Here is an 18,285-nt window from a genome sequence, read left to right on the forward strand (position 1 = left end):
TTTAGTTTATTTTACTATAACTAGGTTAAATTAGGTTAAATTTGGGTATTTTAGGGTAAAAAGTTGGCATTGGTGAAAGCCCTTACATTATATACTTGCTTTGTAAGCAAATATTTCTCAAATATTTCATACCGAAACCCGCATTTATTTGGCGGATATCGGCACGCTGGGAGGCGTTTTATAAATTGGATGCTGTACAAAAGAAAGATCGCCGGAAAAAATTCTGGTCGATTTTCAACTTTGGGTTTGCGAATATAGGTGGATCAGCGGTTTATATGACCTTCGGGACCTACTTTATGGTCTATGTTACCTCGGCCATGTTTACCGGCGTTCCAAAAGCACAAGCCAACAAGCTCATTGCAATGATTACCGGATTGATTTTCATTATTCGGCTTGTGGAAGTTTTCATTGACCCGATTATTGGTAATATTGTTGATAATACCAATACCCGCTGGGGAAAATTTAAGCCGTGGCTGATTGGTGCCGGGACGATATCCAGTCTATTACTGGCATTACTGTTTTCCGGGATCTTTGGCTTATCGCGGATAAGTGCAACTTGGTTCACCATCATGTTTATCCCGATCTTTATCACCTTTGATATCTTTTATTCATTCAGAGATGTTTCATATTGGGGCATGGTGCCCGCTTTGACTGAAGATAGTCATGAACGGTCATTATTTACTGCCGCTGCTAACTTCAGTGCATTTGGTCAAAACATTGTGACCATCATTATTGTTCCTGTTGTCACATACGTTACGTTTGTCTTTACCGGGTCACACAACGAAGGGCAACCCGGCTGGACGGCATTTGGCATTTTAATCGCCGTTGTCGGCATCATTTGCTCGTTCGTGGTTGGTTTGGGAACGCATGAAAAACATAATGCTTTGCGTGCCGTTACTAAACAAAAGACAAGTTTGAAAGACATGTTCTGGGCTTTGGCTCATAACGATCAAATGCTGTGGACCGCATTTCCATACCTAATTTATGGATTTGGTAACGCCTCCACTGCCGGCCTGATGTTCTACATGTTCAAGTACGTCATGGATAAGCCTGGGTTATTCTGGATTGCCGGTCTTATCCCGACAATTGCCGGTTTCTTTACCTCGCCGTTGTATCCCATCATCAATAAGTGGGTTACCAGAAAGACCATCTACGCTGTCAGCATGTGCAGCATGATTTTAGCCTACATTTTGCTGATTGTGTCAGTTGATGACTTACCGATGGTTATCACCGCCATGATCCTTTATTACGTGCCACAAGGCTTCATTTTCATGGCCGTTATTCTGACGTTGACTGATACGATTGAATATGGTCAACTTAAAAATGGGACCCGTAACGAAGCTGTTACCTTGGCCATCCGTCCAATGCTGGACAAGATGTCCGGTGCGATTTCAAACGCCATTGTTGGTTGGGTTGCCGTTGCTGCCGGGATGACCGGTACCGCAACCGCTGCTTCAATGACACCCGGAGGCATTTCATTATTCAAACTGGTTGCTTTCTGGATTTCATTGTTCCTGCTCGTTGCTGCATTGTTCATTTACGTCTTTAAGGTAAAGATTTCTGAAAAGAAGCATGATGAGATTGTTGATGAATTGCAGAAGAAATTAGCGACTGAAGGAATTTCCGGAGCTCAAGCTGCAGACAACACCACAGCTCAAACGGAAGTTACCATGCCTGGCGCCAAGGCTGCTACAATTGCCGTTGCCGCACCAGTTAGTGGTGTGTGCGTTAACTTGGCAGATGTGGTTGACGAGCATGACCATAAAGGCTTGCCAGGTAACGGAATCGGTATTCAACCGACGGAAGGCAAGATATACGCGCCGTTTGATGGCCAAGTGCTGATGCTGTTTACCACCAAGCACGTCATTGGTTTACGCTCGAATGATGGTTTGGAAGTCTTGATTCATGTGGGACTTGGTACCGTGAATATGCGTGGCGAAGGCTTCATTAACCATGTTGATTCTGGCCAGTCCTTCAAGAAGGGTGACTTACTGCTGGAATTTAACCGTGACAAGATTCAGCAGGCAGGCTACAAAGATACCGTGGTTGTCTTGCTGACACAGGGTGACAAGGTTGTTCAGACTGATTACACGCAGCAAGAGGTCGTTAGTCACGGTGATGAACTTGTGAAGGCTCAATTGAAGAAATAAGATTGGGACGAAAGGCGTTTTGATCCCAGAATTTAACGCACTAAAGGCCCTCATTCCAAAACCTGGAATGAGGGCCTTTAGTGCGTTAAATGGGGTCAATGGAACATCCATACGAAAAGTAGCGGTAGGAACCCCAACAAAAAATCCAAAACATTGATTTAACAGCGTTTTGGATTTTTTGTCACTGAACTAAACCATCATTGTCTCGGAACATTCATACGAAAAATAGCGGTACGCTTTAAAAACCGAACATTAGCTATTTTCCTCAAGGGTATCTAATGGTCGTAATTGGCCATCTGCGAGGGCTTCATCGTATTGAAAAGTATACTGACCGATAAAATTAATATGCTCAAACATCAATGGTGATAGTTTGCCGATCATTTCATCATCGCATTGATAGCCCTCCGTTTTCATTTTGGCAATAATTGCTTCCATATATACGGTGTTCCAATAGATGATCGCATTGGTCACTAAACTGAGGGCATTTAGTTGTTCCTCCATGCCGTCAAAATACGTTTGATACAGCTTGCCTTTCCGGCCATAGAAAATATTTCGGCAGAGCGCGTGGCGGGCTTCTCCTTTATTGAGCTGTTCTAAAATTTGGCGGGCGTAGCCCTCATCGGAGAGATACCGCAGTTGATGTTTCGTCTTGTAAACTTTGCCATACTCCGTAATCGCTTTGCCCAGCTGAGTGGGGTGACCTTCTCGCTGTAAAGCTTGTGTTAATTCGGTGGCGTTGACTTTCCCCGATTTTAATGAGCCGGCCACTCGGAGAATATCGTCCCAATTATCCGCAATTAATTGTCGATTAATCCGATTTTGGGAAACGCCATTGAGAATTTGATAATCAGCTTGAGGATCACAACGCCAGAGTTTCGTTCCCTGATTGTTCGCAATTCGGGGACTAAATTGAAAGCCTAAGAGGCCAAACAAGCCAAAAACTAAATCACTATACCCCGCCGTATCCGTCATGATTTGTTGGGGTTCTAAATCACTGGTTTGGTTTAAAAAGCCTTCCAACAAATAAAGTGAATCACGTAAGGTGCCGGCCACGACCATACCATGAAAGCCAATGTATTGATCAGAAACAAAGTTGTAGAAAGTAATTCCTCGACCGCGGCCAAAATATTTCGGGTTGCTGCGCGAATAAAGTGAGCGCTGCGGGGTGACATAACGAATTCCATCTGCCGAGGCCATTTGCCCGTCGCCCCAAATTTGGGCCGTTTTGAGTTGCCGATGCGCCTTAATAATTCGGTGGTTAGCCGCTGACAACGTATCTAATCGTAGATATTGATGGTCAACGTACAAAAGCCGGTCATGTTTTAAATTGCGATCCGTCTTCTTAGCTACTGGTGAAAGCCCAATATTACAAGCTTCGGCCAGTAGCACGGCTAAGATACTGATATCCACATGCTTCATTTTGGTCTCCCCGGCATTTAGATGGGTAAAACAGTGGGTTAATTGTAACTGTTGATTCATTTCTAACAGGAGATCAGATAAATCAATCTTGGGAATTAATCGCCGGACGCGATTTCGAAAAGCGGCTTCATCTTTGTGTTCCCGCGTTTTGCGTAGTTTGGCGACCACAATCTTATCGTGACCACCGACTTGTTCAATCCGAGCCATTGCTGAATCCGGCCAATTCTTAAGCGTCTCTTGATACGAGAGATTTAAGTCGGTTTCAAGCATTTCAACGGCCGCCGAACCGGTTTCTGGTAAGTTTAATTGTTGAATTAAGATGGCTTTTTGCGACTGCCAAGTGGTTTGATCAATCAGGCAGGCCATCGGATCGGTGTAGCGCTCACTTTGGGTCACATAAATATCATGACGTTTGAGGCCATGCATTAATTGCTCGATGCCCGCAATTAAAACGCACTGGTTGGTAAGGTTCGGGTGCTGATTGATGTAATATCGCCATTTTTTCGGGAGCTGAGCTTCGATGCTTTGAAACATGGAATAGGTAATTGGCCGGGGAAAGCGCTGCTCAATTAACCGCCAAACCGTTAAACTATCTTGACCGTAGTGGGTACCGGCAAAGGTAATGGTCGCTAAAATATCAGGAATAAACTTTCTGAATTTACGGTAAGCCGTTAACAATTCTTCAATGGCGATCGGTTCTTCATCATTATGAACCAGTTGATTCACTTGGGTGACGGCTGACTGAATATTATCTGGCCCATATTGTCGCAGGATTGTTGGTCGTAGAGCTTGCTGGTCAATGGTATCGTCCAAGACTAAGCCCACAATTTTCGCCAAAGTGAGCGCCGCCTGATCTAAATCTTTTAAAGTGCGCATCCGTTCCTTAGTTTCTTTATTCTTAGCACGTTTAAACAGCGTTTCATAAAAGCGGGAAAGCGCTAGTAGTTGTTCATCCATGGCCCGCTTACGATACTCGTAAACAAAAGCGACTAATAGAGCCGTTTGGCGCGTTGGATTCATCCGCTTAATCAAACTGGCCTTGGCGTTAAAGGCATACTTGGCGAGTTGTTTGAGTTTACCTTCCGGAATCGTAGCTAATTGCCAGGTCTCCGTTGGGAATTGTCCAAATTGTCGTAGCCGCTGAAAACCACGTTGAATTTCCTTTCGACTTTCGTCCATTAACGGCTTTCGCAAGACGTCCAGGCGAATGGTGGCCCCATACACGGGCGTTTCGACGGCCGTTAATAGATTCCTTAGTTGGTGAACTTCCCTTACCGTTGGGATTGCGGCAATCGCTTGGTCAGTTTGATCAGCGGCTAATTCAATGGTTTGGCTGACAAACCGTTCAAAAGTCGTGATTCCTGGCAACAGGATTTTTTCATCTAAACACTTCTTCAGTAACATGTCAGACAGTAATTGATTGGTTTCATTTGTGTACTTGGCCCGCTTTAGCAGCCATGCCGTTAAGGATTGGTTGATCGTTGGATCCGTGAAGTTACAATAATGATATCGTTGCCGGATCAGATTCTGATGTTGGCTAATCGTCATGCGTCGTGTATATTGTGTGAATGACAGTGCCGAGAGTGACAGCTGTGAAGCTAGATAATCAATGACGGCTTGGGGCACTTGTTGGAGATCATTTGGAAAGGTGCCGAGAAAGCGGACTGACCCTAGCTGAACGGCAAATCCCAACTGGGTAGCTGCCGAACGCATTTCCTTAATTAAGTCGCGGTCAAAATCCGTCAGTTGAAAATATAACCGCAATTGATCAGTTGAGGGAGCGCCGGCAAAGTTGCCTAGGCCTTTCACATTGGTTGGGATTTGGTTAACTTGATTCATATAAGCCTCCAAAGTTTTAAAAAAACTATAGTTTTTGGAATGAACCCGTTATAATTTCTATGTATTGAATTAACGGGCTTACGAGTTTTTAAAAACTCATTCTCAAAAAGTTTATAATAAACCATTGCCAAAAGATAGCTTTTTTTGGCAAATCAATTAAAAGTGGAGGCGTTTCTTAATGATTATTGGCTATGCACGGGTTTCCAAAGATGATCAAAACTTAAATCGACAGGTCGATCAGCTGCAGGCTTATGGAGCCGAAAAAATTATCCAAGAAAAATTTACAGGGACCAAGCGCCAACGGCCCGGTCTTGATCAATTACTCCAGCTCATTCGGGCCAACGATGTCGTGGTGGTGGAAAGTATTTCCCGGTTGGGACGACAGACCCTCGATATTTTAAATCTCATTCAACTCCTGCACCAAAAACAAGTAAAGTTTGTTTCCTTAAAAGAAAATATGGACACCGCCACCCCCACCGGTCGGGCGATGTTACAAATGATGAGTGTGATTGCTGAATTAGAACGTAATTTGCTGGCCGATCGGGTCAAGGAGGGGATTGCGGCTAGTCGTCGACGCGGGGTCACGGTTGGCCGGCCGCGAGTTCCCCAGGAAAAACTCAAGATTGCCATCCGGATGTACCGGAGTAACGAGTATTCGGTGAAAGAAATTTTGGCCACCAATCAGATTTCGGCTGGCACTTTTTATCGCGAAGTAAACCGGCTCAAACTAAAAAAGCTCAAACGAAAAGACGAACAGTAAGCATAATTCATACTTCACTAATTCGTCTTCCTACCGCTACTTTTCGTATGGATGTTCCATTGACCCCATAATCTAGGCAATCAGCTGGTAGACGCGTGTGAACATATTGGTTTGATTGGAGAAGCCATAACAAGCACGTTTGAGCTCCTTGATCTTACGGTTGATGCCCTCTATCGGTCCGTTAGAGTAGGACGATTTGGCGGCGTTACTCCATTAAGATTCTTTCGTAGGGTATGCATGGCCGGATCTAGGGGCGTGCCGTTAGGCTGATAGTTAGTGATGATATTCTTGAGTTCATCAGCGTGACGCCCCATCAAAGCATCGTGGAGATCGATGTAGGTTTCATAAGCTGTTTTGAAGGTCGGAAACGTATCGGTTCCAATATCAATAGCGTTCTGTTCGGTCGAGTACTCATTCAGGCCGAAGAGGTAGCGGCTCTTTTGTGCGTCAGGGTTGGCCTTGTGGAATAGGCACCATAGTGATTTCAGTACTTTATATTCCCGCGAATGCTTGTCGAGTTGCTTTAAACATTGAGTGCGAATGGTATCCATCGTCCGGCCCATTAATTGAATAATGTGGAACCGATCAATAATGAGTTCGGCGTTAGGGAATAGTTCGTGCACGAATGCCTGATAGGAGGCGTTCATGTCCATGATGACGCGTTGAACCGCGGCCCGTTCTGCGGTGCTGTACTGACTAAGAAAGAACTGTTTGATGGTTCTATTAAGGCGGTCGCTAAGTACTTTAACTGATTTGTGAGTGTCGGCGTTAATGCAAATAAACGACATGGAGCCGTGCGTGGAACGGAATTCATCAAAGCATAGATTAATCGGTAACCGGCGGCTCGCGTGTGGATGAATATTAGCCGTCAAAATACGCTGAACTGAGTTTGTCGAAATACCGGTGAGACTGGCGATGGTCTTAGCCGGGAGTGATTTACTGGCTAGCTTCAGCACATGAGTCGCTAGTCCGTGACCGATGGCGTGGTTGGTTGATACCACTGGAGTGGTGGCCGTACAAGTGCTATGGCAGTTACTACAACGCCAGCGTTGCTTGTTTAGCTCTAGAATTACGGGCCGGTCCATGGGTCCTGCAATGTGGACATGAGTGAGCTTGTGTCCGTTAGGGTGCAACGTATTGTATCCACAGCTGGGACAGCGCCTGAGTGTGTAGGTAAGCTCTGCCTGGATGACCAAATACTTTTTGCGACCCGAGCCCCGACCATGAAATTCCTCACGAGTACCGAACACCTGAATGTTTGTGTCTGTAATTCCCAGTAATTTAAGTGGATTATCTAGGGTCCGTCTGAAAACTACTTAAGTAAGATGCAAATTGAGGCAATGTAAACCGTAGCCAGATAAACATGAGCGAGCTTATCATAACGCGTTGCAATCCTACGAAAGTTCTTCAACTGATTGAAGAAGTTCTCAATCAAATGGCGCTCACAATAAACGTGGTAATCACAGGTCCACTTGTCTTTGGTATTTTCCTTTGGCGGAATGGTATAGACGCCTGCTTTATCTTCAATATACTGGCGAAGTTTCGCGGTGCCATAGGCTTTATCCGCGATAATATTTGATTGAGAAATATCGAAGCCTTCCAGCAACTCACTGGCAACTTGGCTATCATGTACTTGACCACCTGTTAGGCGAAAACCCAAGGGATTCCCTAATCCGTCAACGAGTGCGTGAATCTTGGTCGTTCGGCCACCTCGACTTAGTCCAATAGCTTGATTTTCGACCATACATTCGGCGTTTTTTTTGCCCCAGTGGCCTTTTGATGCGCTCGAACGATCGTTGAATCTAAGCTCAAGTTTTCCATGTCGGGATCGTCAATCAATTCGAGAAAAACCTGTTCGAACAAGCCTGAACTTACCCAGGCTCGGAAGCGACTATACACCGTTTTCCAAGAGCCATAGCGTTCAGGTAGATCACGCCAAGGAGCCCCGCTGCGCATGAGCCAGAGGATAGCGTTGAGGGCGGTACGGTTGTCTAGGCTTGATGGACGGCCAGTCCGGTATGGCGGGAAGTATCCTTTGATTCGGTCCCACTGAGCATCTTCCAGTTCGTATCGTTTAGGTGTTGTCATCGGAATGCCTCGATTCGTTTTTCCTCAGATTATACCTGAATTTTTAGTTTTCAGACAGTCCCTAGTTGAGACATCTATTCCTACCCCGCTTATCTTGAGTTTCGTCGCTTAAAGCATAGCACTAGGGAGGCTTAGATGCCTTTTTTTGTTATCAAAAAGGGCCTAGTACTTTTGGAATGGAAATACTTTCCAACACCAAAAATTCTAGACCCAATGGTTCCACCACTAATCGTCAAGTTATCGTTCGCAATTTGCCAAGTGACACCTCCGTCAAGGGTGCCGCTGTTATTGTCCTCTGCTTGGTCTTGAGTGGCAATAGTTGTGATCGGTGATGTTTGGGTCGTGGAAGTGGGGCTGGTGGCAGCAAAAGCTGGCATTAGAACCCCTGTCAATAATAAAAATGAAGCCCCCACTGAAGCCGCTGCAATTATTAGTAATTGATTCAATTTATTCATAAAAAACAACTCCCTCTAGAAAAATAGCTTGGTTACCACTCAAAAATTCCCCCGGATTATCGAGTGATCCCTTATCAAAGGAATATAACCTCTTTTTCGCCATTTATGTTTGGAGAATTGTCCAAAATTTTTCGGCATTTTTTGGAGAAAGCTCTAAAAGAGAATAATCATTAAAAGCGGCCACCGCCAAAGGAATATATCCCTCCCTTTGGCAGCAGTCGCTTTGTTTGAATCAATATTAGCGGGATCTAATCAGTTAATATCCCTCCGTTGTAAAGTACCAACGAACGTTGTCCCCACTCTTAAGCTTCGTTAAGTTTGCAGCATGGTCAATAAATTTCTTGTTAACACTGAACATCCAACCGGAACCGGCCTTAACGTCATTTTCCTTGAGGCCGTTAATGCCGTTCACGTAAACGGAGGGGCCCGGAATATAACTAAACTTCAGGTTCGTTTGCTTTAAAATTGAAAACGCGTTGGCGCCCTTTTTAACGCGCATCCGCTTCGAATAGAAAACTTTTTTGTATCCATCAATCGTTAAATGGATTTGAATTGTATTCTTAGCATTAGACGACTTTTTAGCCGCATGATGCGTATCCTGAAACACCTTGGTTTCTGCTTTGTGGTTAATTTTACCCAGCTTATCAGATTTAGGGGCATTTGACCGCTTAGTTTTAGCGACCTTGTTAGGACTTGCCTTTGCACTGGATCCGGTTGTCCGATTAGGGCTTGTGCTTGATTGAGAACTAGCAGTTTGGGGCTTGTTGGCTGTTTTTTGAGCCCGCCTATCTGCTTTTGGTTTTGCTTTGCTTGCACCCTTTGCTTTTTGCTGGTGACTTGGCTGTTTAAGATGACTTGAACTGGTCGAACTTGAACTTGAAGAAGTCACTTGTTTAGAAGTTGTCGGCTTAGGGGCTGCGTCTCTCGATGAAATCACCTGTTGGGCACCAAAAGCGATTCCAATTGTGAGAATGAACGCAAGAATGAAGCCAATTGCTTTTTTCATATTGTTTTGTCACCTCTCACTCAAAATTTGGCGATTAATTAATCGTGTAAACTGAACGATTCTTTAAAGCAGCTTTATAAGCGGCAACCGCTAAATTTACCTGACCGACACCATAGAGCTGAGTAGCTGCGTTTTTAATTGAACCGGATTTATTGACATAGGTCAGCATTGCATAAAGCGGCGTCCTAGTTTGACTTGTTTTCATCGCCGTGTTATTCACATATTTCTTCATGCCAAAATCATTTGATAGGGCAATAATTGCTTCAGCGGTTGAATTGGCATTTGGCGTTGTTTTGCCATTAAACGTGTAGCCAAATGCACCACTGGGCTGCACAATACCAGTAAGAAATTTTTGCCCCTTCAGCAAGCTGTCCTTGACGTTAGTTGTATTAACCTTTCCTCGAGCCAGACCGGTTAGAACCATGCTGGTCGTGTCGGCATCCCTAACTCCTTGTTGGTTATTATACGTCCAACCGTGATTATTTAATTGAGCTTTCAATAGCCGAGCACTCAAGCTTGCTTTGCTAAACTTCGCTCCCTTTGGCTGCTTGAACTTTGAGCTCATCGAAATGGCAATCAGCACTTGTGCCTGGGCACTTGTCGTTTGTTTGGAAACACTTGTCCGGTACAACTTGGTTACCAGATTGATTCCCTTTTTGTGGCCATATGGCTTATAATCTCTAGCGTTGAGCCCCATCGCCTGAACGGCCATCACGGCATTGGCCATTGTTCCAGCAGGGGTTGTCTTTTTGATTACCAAGTTTTTTCGCAGCAACGTTTTTTCCTTGGTATTAAATTTATAACCGTTTCCCTTGAGCCCTAACAGAAAGTCAGAGTACCCCGCAGTCGCACCAGTATCAGGATTGAGTTTCTTACTAAAAATAGAACTGCTTTGACCGGAAAGTCCGGTCTTATTTTCTTTAATCATCTTTTTGGCATAGGAATAAGTACGGGCAATGCTGCTGTGAATGGTGCCGGTACTAGCCTTCCTAATTGATGCAGCGTTGGTAGTTGTTGAGAGCGTCAAAGCGGCGATAACCAAAGTTGCAGAAGTCAAGACTGATTTTATATATTTATTCATAGTTGTGATCTCCTTAGATAATGCATAAAAGTGGCTGGGGCCTCATTTTCCCCCAACCATTTTGATATTTGATTGTTAGATGAAGAATTACTTATTGTAGGTCATCGAAATTGAATCGCCATCTTTCAAAGTATAAACACCCATCGATGAACTAGGTTCGGTGCCATTAACTGAATAAAGCCATCCAGTCATTGTCCCGGCTGGCCCAGCATTGTAACCATTAATTCCGGTAACGTATGCAGTAGCCCCCGATCCTGTATAAGTTAAAGCCAATCCTTGTTGCTGGGCAAATGCCTGCAAGGCATCCAATGCGCTGGCCCCACTGTTAACCTTGATACTGCCACTTGCGATGGTCGCCCCATCGGCATGAATACTAATAGTGGTTGTGATGGTTTTAGCATCGTTTGATGGCGTAACAGGATTTGTGGGTGCCACTGGCAAAGTTGGCGTGGCACTAGGTGAATTATTAGTAGTTGTGGTTGTCCCTGTGGCTGTCCCCGTCGTTGCCGTCGGCTTAGAGTTTGTCGTCGTTGTCGTAGTCGCTGTTGACCCTGAGTTAGTCGGTGGGGTACTCGTTGACGTCCCTGTGGTTGTGGCCGTAGGTGTGCTTGGACGAGTATTTTGGGAGCTCTTCTTGATCTTAGTAGCCAAGATGAGCTTCTTGTTAGCAGTGATGTAGCGGCCATTTGTAAGTTGCATCCGGTTGGAACGCCCATAGTTAACAACTTTTCTGACGCTTAATGACGCATTCTTTTTAACGTGGCGCTTCTTGCTCGTTAAGTTAACCTTACCATACTCGTTGATTCCCTTAGGATTGATGACTTTAATGCGGGTCACCTTTGCGGAATAGTAGGCGTGGGCAAAATACTTTGAACCAAAAAGCGTATAACCGGTTTTGCCTGAATTCGTGTCCTTTACTCGATAGATCGCATGGCCCTGTTTGTTCGTTTGCTGGCTGATAACCAGGAACATTGGGCGGTTAATCCGGGCACGTTTCTTGTAGGTCTTCGTCAGATTCGATTTAGTAAAGTTCGAACTTCTATATAGTTTGACAGTTGTCAGTGCATATACGATGGAACGATGACTTGCTTTTTTAACAGGCTTCCCGGAAACAGTCGGCGTACTTATTGGCACACTACTAGATGAAGAAGTGGATGTTGCTGATGATGAACTCGATGCACTGGAAGAGCTGGCCGGATTGTTGACAACCGTTACGTTATTGTTCGTAACAGTTGGTGGCGTTACGGGCGTTGCTGGTGCGGCATGAGAAACGGTTACATGATTAAAAGCCGTAACCCCAGCTGCTCGATCGGCGATTGCAGCACTGCTGGTTGAATCAGCGCTTAACTTCGAAACATACGTCGCTAGTATTTGATCTACCAGGTTAAGGGCGTCACTCTTGGTAGCGGCCGTTGCCTGAGGATCATTGATGATTGACTGCTTTTTGGTAATTGCGGCCGCCTTTATACTGACAATCTCACCAGGTTTCGCCGCATCCGCTTGATTGAAAGCGAAGATGGATCCTTTACCACCATTTCTGGTGAATCGGGCCTGTTCAAATGTCCAGGTTGCCTGTTGAATCAGCATTGCGGAATTCCCAGCGGAAACCGGATGTTGATCGAGAACTCTTTGAACAGGGGCAACATAATCAGTTTTCCCCTTTAATGGTACATAAACATTTACGCCGGCAGAGGCAAGGGCATTAGTCATTGTTACATCATCGTAGGCATTCTCAGCGCCAAACATTGTGTTACTACTATCAGCAAATCCGCCATTTTCTTGATAAAGATGATTACTTACCGCTTTAACTGCCGTGTTTAAAGCGTCTGCAGTCCCTGGTTGATTCGTATTCATCGATAATGCTAATATTGCCCGAGCGGTATAATCAACTTTATCAAACCCGTTCCACAAACCTGTTTTTTGATCTTGCATCCCAATTAACTTCTTGGTTAAAGAAGTTCGGGCAGTTTCGCTTGCCTGACCATAACTACCAGTACTCAAAGCTTCCAAATCATTAACAATTGAATAATCACTGGCAGGATTATTTGCATCCTTTACAATGTCAGCAACTAAATTCTTACCATTCACATTAGTTGGATCTTTGCCGATTGCCACCAAACCATTGACGGCAGAAACATCAGAGATCCCGTTTAACCCTTGACTGCCACCACTGAGAAAGTCGTTATTCTTAAGAATTGATTTGTAAGCATATTGAGCCTGCAAATCAGTAATGCCGTTGTCCCCAAACACTAAACATGTGGCATCCCAAGCATCAATTTGGGACCCTTGTTGCGCGATCTCCGTTAACCCAGTGGAAATTGCCGAATTGACGTCTGATGCTGTATCAGCCCTGGATGAATTACCACCACTGAAAAATATCAGAAAAATCCCTAATACAATTGAAAGCCAATATAGAAATTGTTTTCTTTTCACTACTGAACGCTCCCCAAAACAAATTTAACGGTCGTTAACCGCTATTAATGCTGGACTGGTTAGACTTTCTGCAACACAAAAAAAGCCTAGCTAGTACCCTAGCTAGAGCCATCTTCTATCATTAATAACTAACGTCCGACATTTTTGGGCAGACTAATCCCGGAAAGTTTATTATTAATTGACAAAGTCGACCCTAAGAAACTTTGCAATCAGTATAATAAGCGTCTCCTGACTTGATCTCATCCCCAAATGTCTTCTTCCCAGCTTTAGCCAGTGAGTTGCGACATTTCAGTCAATCTTACAGTAGCGAAGGGGCTGTAAAGGCTTTTCACCTTTTTCCGGTTCATTATACTTTTTAGCATTAATCATTATAGCATGGCGCGCGTTTGTTTAGAATGGGGCTACGAAGTCCGTAAGTGTCAATATTTTTGCGGTAGGCTATTAATCATTAGTCTGACCTTAATTTCTTAAATATTTATTTGACTTAATTTTCTGCCGAAATCATCCAAATAGCTATGACCTGCTGTTAAGCTTTCGATTGCACCATGATGAATGCCTAGACGAGCTTCATGCGTCTTTCTTAGGCTGGCACGAACTGCACCTTTCAATTCTTCCTGATCACCAATATCGAGCTGTCCACCTGCAAACTCACTGCTAAGCCAGTATTCCAGCTCATTGTTTTTGATACAAGTCAGTACACGCAGAATTCCTTCGGCACCATCTTCTGACCAGTATTTTCCTTGCCCTTTGACGCGATAAGTATATTTACGGTGATTGCTCTCACAGCAGCCAATTGCCTTAATTACTGACAAATGACGCATCTTAAACGGCTTAATATCCACCCAGCGACGATGAAGATAGCTGCGCAGCCGCTTTAGGTTTTCATGATTTTCTGGCGTATTCAGCTCATCAACCAGATTGCTTTCAATGATTTTCAGAAAGTTATTTACGTGTTAACCACCTCGCTTGTTCGGATGAACCCGTATAAATGACAGCTTAGCAGGTCACGGTAAATTTAGTGTAAAAATGGTGTAAAAAGGCTGTACATAATATCCAAAAGGTGATAAATCAGTTCGCAAATTTCACCATTTAAAAACGCCTCAAAATAATACTAGCCACCACACAAGATATGCCGTTTACCACCCTTGGCAACGATGATATACTGTTGAAAGGGCTTACTAACCCTTAGAAAGTCGGGATTTTCCATGACACACACCCCAATCAAGATGACGTTTTTTTCGCAGCTTCATCCAGTAGCGCTCACGCTGTACTTTACTGAGCTGATCGTCTGCCTCCTGCTGTTTAATCACGTGGCGGTCGCGGTGGCTGAGTTCATCGCGCTCACGATCACAGCCACCTACTACCTTGGCGGCCAAAAGACGGCGCGCCAACTGAAATACGCCGTTTCATTTCTATTAATGATTCTATTTTTCAATACGCTCCTCAATCAAAAGTTTCCGCCGATTCTTTGGCATTTCAAATGGGGCATTCTGACGTTCAAATTTTCGTATCCGGCATTTCTGTACGGCATTGCGATGGCAATTGTCCTGATCGCAATGCTGTTTGTTTTTTCAGTCCTAAACGCGGTTCTGACCCCCAGCAAGCTGATCTACGTGTTCTCGCCGATTGCGCCCCGGCTGGCAGTACTGGTCACCATTTCGTTTACGCTGGTCACCAGCTTCACCGATAGGCTCAAACGGATTTTGCGCCTGCAAAAAACCCGCAACGTCGACGTGGTTAATGGATCATTGAAGACCCGCACCCAAAAAACGCTCCACATCTTCGAAATTCTTCTGCAGGACGCCCTGTCTTCTGCGATGGAAACCGCCAATTTAATGGACGCCCGCGGATTTGGCGCCGCCAAGCGGACCCACTACCGCTCGTATCACTGGCAGTTTAGTGACCTGCTGTTCATCACGATTGCCACCGTCATGCTAGTTGCAACTATCGGCGTCCGGATTCTTTCAATGGGCACCAGTCGTTCAGTCGCCAATTTCACCACCATTTTTACGCCGGGCGATACTTGGCCCATCGTCGTCACGGCACTCCTATTCTTACTACCATTAATCTCAGAGGGGGTCTATCGTTCATGCAAAAATTAGCTACCGTGACCCATCTCACGTTCACCTATCCCGATCAATCAACCCCCGTTCTGGACGACGTCAACTTCACCATTGACCCCGGCGATTTTATTGTGATTGCCGGTAATACCGGCAGTGGCAAGACGACCCTGCTTAACCATTTGAAAAAGGAGCTCATGCCCAAAGGAGCCCGAACTGGTGACGTTCAAATTGCCGAAACACCGGTTGCTGACATGCCGAAGTTGGTGAGTGCCCAAACCGTCGGCTATGTGGCCCAAGATCCACAAACCCAGCCGGTGATGGCAACGGTGATCGAAGAACTGGCCTTCCCATTAGAAAATATTGGCTGTCCCAGCAATGAAATCGAACGCCGGATTACCGAACTGGCAAATTTCTTAGGTTTGGATCAAAACCTCGATCGCCAAATACATCAATTATCCGGCGGCCAGCTTCAGTTGGTAAACCTGGCTTCGGTTCTCATCTTGCGCCCAAAATTAATTTTACTGGACGAACCCACGTCCCAGTTGGATCCGCCGACCGCTCAGCATTTTCTCACCGTTTTAGGGCGGATTAATCAAGAATTAGGGATTACAATTATGTTGACTGAACACCGGCTGAGCACGGTAGCAGCCATGGCCAACCGGATGATTCTCCTGCAGGATTACCACCTGACCTTTGACGGTGATCCCCACAGCGGCTTGGCAAAAATGGCCACTGATGCCCACTTGACCTATTTCGTACCGTCAATTCCCAAGCTCTTCTTAGATCAACAGATTCGAACCTCCCAATTGCCGATTTCAGTAGCCGATGCCCAGTCGGCGATTCGGACTCACCATCTTCAATTTCAATCAGTGACGACCGGCGGCAAGGTTGCGCAATTACCCCCAGCCGAAAAACCAATTCTAACCGTCAATAACATTTCCTTTAGCTTCGACGGCCAACATAACGTCCTCCATCACCTGAACCTGGCGATTAATCCCGGTACGTGGTTGGCAATTATCGGCAAAAACGGCTCCGGCAAATCAACCCTGTTAACGCTGATTTGTGGACTAATGACGCCGCAGCACGGCAAAATTCGTTTCGTCCACCAGTTAGTTTGGAAAATGGCCATTAACCAGCGAATGGCCAAACTGGCATTTCTATCGCAAACTCCCCGTCTCCAATTTACAGCCGATACCGTTCGTGAGGAGCTGGAAGTTCAGGCGGCTGAATTACGGTTGCCAGACGCTAAGGCCCAAGTTGACCATATGATTAATCAATTTCATTTGAACCGTATTGAGAAACAAAATCCATTTGACATTAGTGGCGGCCAACAACAGCTGGTTGGATTAGCAATCGCACTGATGGCGACCCCTGATCTGTTGGTTCTGGACGAGCCAACCAAGGGACTGGATCCCTACACCAAAATTCAGGTGGGCAACCTGCTGAAACAGTACCAACAAGCCGGTATGACCATTGTGATTGCCAGCCACGACATGGAATTCTGTGCTAAATTTGCCGACAAATGCACGTTTATGTTTGATGGCCATCTCAACACGCTGCTTGCCACGCAATCATTTTTTGCCGATAACTTTTTCTTCACCACGCCAATTAACCGGATTGCCCGTGATCAGGTTAAGGACGCCCTACTGCCAGTCGATCTGAAGCTGGCGAACCATCCAGAAAGGGGGTGAGTGTTACTTGAAACAATCTTCGTTACTCAACCGGTATCGGTTATTAATTGCGTTATTGTTAATGTTTATTTTTCTGCTATTCATTGTCTTATTGAAGGGAAAGCACTACCTATTATTTAGCTTTATGTGCCTAATCTGTAGCCTTTTACCCGCGTACTGGCGCTTCGAACACGATCCAATCAGCACCCAAACGTTGGTGTTTGTCGCCGTTTTGATCGCGTTGGCGGTTGCCACCCGGGTCCCACTGGGCGCCATTCCTGGTGTGCAGGGAGCCAGCTTCGTCGTAATTCTAAGCGGTGTCAGTCTCGGCCCGGAACTGGGCTTTATCACAGGATCTACCACGGCACTGGTTTCCAACATGTTTATGGGTCAAGGACCATGGACGCCTTGGCAGATGGTCGCCTGGGGCTTAATGGGGTTAACCGCTGGCCTCTTCATGAAGGCCCGATTGTCCCATAGTCTGATTTTTATGATCGTGTTTGCCTGCGTCTGGGGCTATTTGTTTGGCTGGATCATGGACCTCTGGTACGCCCTGGCCTACGTATCACCGCTGACCATCAAGAGTTTTATCTTGGCTTTTGCGGCCAGTTTCTTTCCATTTGACACGTTCCACGCAGCATCCAATGCCTTTCTCATCGCGCTATTTTACAAACCATGGGAGAAGCTGTTTCACCGCTTAGTCACCAAATACAATATTTTACCGGATAAAAACCAATAGAAAAAGGATGGATTAATCAATGAAATTAACATCAAAGCTACTCATGATCTCTGCTTCAACCCTATTAGGATTTGGCAGTATCGCACCAGCCTTCACCGCCAATGCAGCCAGCGTTAAGACCGCCAGTCGTGCTTATCAAAATAGCAAGATCAAAACCAACTACCGTTACGCGAAGAATCTGATGATTAAAAACAAGACCGGATTGTCAGGCAAGACGACCGCGACATGAGTGAGCTTGTGTCCGTTAGGGTGCAACGTATTGTATCCACAGCTGGGACAGCGCCTGAGTGTGTAGGTAAGCTCTGCCTGGATGACCAAATACTTTTTGCGACCCGAGCCCCGACCATGAAATTCCTCACGAGTACCGAACACCTGAATGTTTGTGTCTGTAATTCCCAGTAATTTAAGTGGATTATCTAGTTGAGACATCTATTCCTACCCCGCTTATCTTGAGTTTCGTCGCTTAAAGCATAGCACTAGGGAGGCTTAGATGCCTTTTTTTGTTATCAAAAAGTACTAGGCCCTAATTTAAAAAGCCATTGATAATGGATCAAAAACGGCCAATAGGGTATACCCTAGTGG

12 protein-coding genes, 3 pseudogenes and 1 riboswitch are annotated in these 18,285 nt (G+C 45.3%); of the genes and pseudogenes, 6 read left to right on the top strand and 9 right to left on the bottom strand.

Features of this window, described 5'->3' with window-relative positions; genetic code table 11:
- The first annotated feature begins 185 nt into the window (after positions 1-185).
- The gene (locus DNL43_RS11780) at positions 186-2,150 is read left to right on the top strand and encodes a PTS sugar transporter subunit IIA (RefSeq protein ID WP_095345038.1); all 1,965 of its coding nucleotides are present in this window, start codon (positions 186-188) and stop codon (positions 2,148-2,150) included.
- Positions 2,151-2,402: 252 nt separating this feature from the next.
- On the opposite strand, the gene DNL43_RS11785 is transcribed toward DNL43_RS11780, so the two are convergent.
- Positions 2,403-5,408, bottom strand: a complete 3,006-nt coding sequence (locus DNL43_RS11785) for a Tn3 family transposase (protein WP_095345039.1) — start codon at positions 5,406-5,408, stop codon at positions 2,403-2,405.
- A 178-nt stretch (positions 5,409-5,586) separates the two neighbouring features.
- Here DNL43_RS11785 and DNL43_RS11790 point away from each other — a divergent pair, with 178 nt between their 5' ends.
- The gene (locus DNL43_RS11790) at positions 5,587-6,168 is read left to right on the top strand and encodes a recombinase family protein (RefSeq protein ID WP_054769832.1); all 582 of its coding nucleotides are present in this window, start codon (positions 5,587-5,589) and stop codon (positions 6,166-6,168) included.
- A gap of 72 nt (positions 6,169-6,240) precedes the next feature.
- On the opposite strand, the pseudogene DNL43_RS11800 reads toward DNL43_RS11790, so the two are convergent.
- The 7 genes and pseudogenes from DNL43_RS11800 to DNL43_RS11830 form a co-directional block, all read right to left on the bottom strand.
- Positions 6,241-7,445 (bottom strand): annotated as a pseudogene (locus DNL43_RS11800) (ISL3 family transposase).
- 35 nt (positions 7,446-7,480) lie between these two features.
- Positions 7,481-8,256 (bottom strand): IS5-like element ISLpl3 family transposase gene (locus DNL43_RS11805; RefSeq protein WP_086989537.1). Its coding sequence is split into 2 segments (ribosomal slippage): positions 7,481-7,932 and positions 7,932-8,256, totalling 777 coding nucleotides; the frame shifts between segments, so codons are not numbered across the junction.
- Between the two features lie 131 nt (positions 8,257-8,387).
- Positions 8,388-8,711, bottom strand: a complete 324-nt coding sequence (locus DNL43_RS11810; RefSeq protein ID WP_095345019.1) for a hypothetical protein — start codon at positions 8,709-8,711, stop codon at positions 8,388-8,390.
- Between the two features lie 256 nt (positions 8,712-8,967).
- Positions 8,968-9,717 carry a DUF4430 domain-containing protein gene (locus DNL43_RS11815; protein ID WP_095345018.1) on the bottom strand — a complete coding sequence of 250 codons (750 nt, stop codon included), beginning with the start codon at positions 9,715-9,717 and terminating at the stop codon, positions 8,968-8,970.
- A gap of 34 nt (positions 9,718-9,751) precedes the next feature.
- Positions 9,752-10,798 (bottom strand): prenyltransferase/squalene oxidase repeat-containing protein, encoded by a 1,047-nt coding sequence (locus tag DNL43_RS11820; RefSeq protein WP_095345017.1) that lies wholly within the window; start codon positions 10,796-10,798, stop codon positions 9,752-9,754.
- Positions 10,799-10,885: 87 nt separating this feature from the next.
- Positions 10,886-13,231 (bottom strand): DUF5776 domain-containing protein, encoded by a 2,346-nt coding sequence (locus DNL43_RS11825; RefSeq protein ID WP_095345016.1) that lies wholly within the window; start codon positions 13,229-13,231, stop codon positions 10,886-10,888.
- Positions 13,232-13,432: 201 nt separating this feature from the next.
- Positions 13,433-13,617: riboswitch (cobalamin riboswitch) on the bottom strand.
- An 81-nt stretch (positions 13,618-13,698) separates the two neighbouring features.
- Positions 13,699-14,169 (bottom strand): annotated as a pseudogene (locus DNL43_RS11830) (ISLre2 family transposase); the annotation flags it as partial.
- Between the two features lie 267 nt (positions 14,170-14,436).
- Here DNL43_RS11830 and DNL43_RS11835 point away from each other — a divergent pair.
- The 4 genes from DNL43_RS11835 to DNL43_RS11850 are packed head-to-tail and all read left to right on the top strand — an operon-like array spanning position 14,437 to position 17,932.
- On the top strand, positions 14,437-15,333 hold the full coding sequence (locus tag DNL43_RS11835) for an energy-coupling factor transporter transmembrane component T (protein ID WP_095345015.1): 897 nt from the start codon (positions 14,437-14,439) through the stop codon (positions 15,331-15,333).
- Entirely contained in the window at positions 15,321-16,985 is a 1,665-nt protein-coding gene (locus tag DNL43_RS11840; RefSeq protein WP_095345014.1) for an ABC transporter ATP-binding protein, read from the top strand. The genes DNL43_RS11835 and DNL43_RS11840 overlap by 13 nt, the downstream gene beginning before the upstream one ends.
- Before the next feature lie 7 nt (positions 16,986-16,992).
- Complete coding sequence (locus DNL43_RS11845; RefSeq protein WP_095345013.1) at positions 16,993-17,703, top strand: ECF transporter S component; 711 nt, start codon at positions 16,993-16,995, stop codon at positions 17,701-17,703.
- Positions 17,704-17,722: 19 nt separating this feature from the next.
- Positions 17,723-17,932, top strand: coding sequence for a hypothetical protein (locus DNL43_RS11850; RefSeq protein ID WP_225364714.1), 210 nt, complete (start codon positions 17,723-17,725; stop codon positions 17,930-17,932).
- Here DNL43_RS11850 and DNL43_RS11855 read toward each other — a convergent pair.
- A pseudogene (locus DNL43_RS11855) lies at positions 17,896-18,132 on the bottom strand (ISL3 family transposase); the annotation flags it as partial. The gene DNL43_RS11850 and the pseudogene DNL43_RS11855 sit on opposite strands and share 37 nt — an antisense overlap.
- Between the last annotated feature and the right edge of the window lie 153 nt (positions 18,133-18,285).

Origin of the sequence: Lentilactobacillus kefiri (assembly GCF_009739535.1) — a bacterium.
Classification (GTDB): domain Bacteria; phylum Bacillota; class Bacilli; order Lactobacillales; family Lactobacillaceae; genus Lentilactobacillus; species Lentilactobacillus kefiri.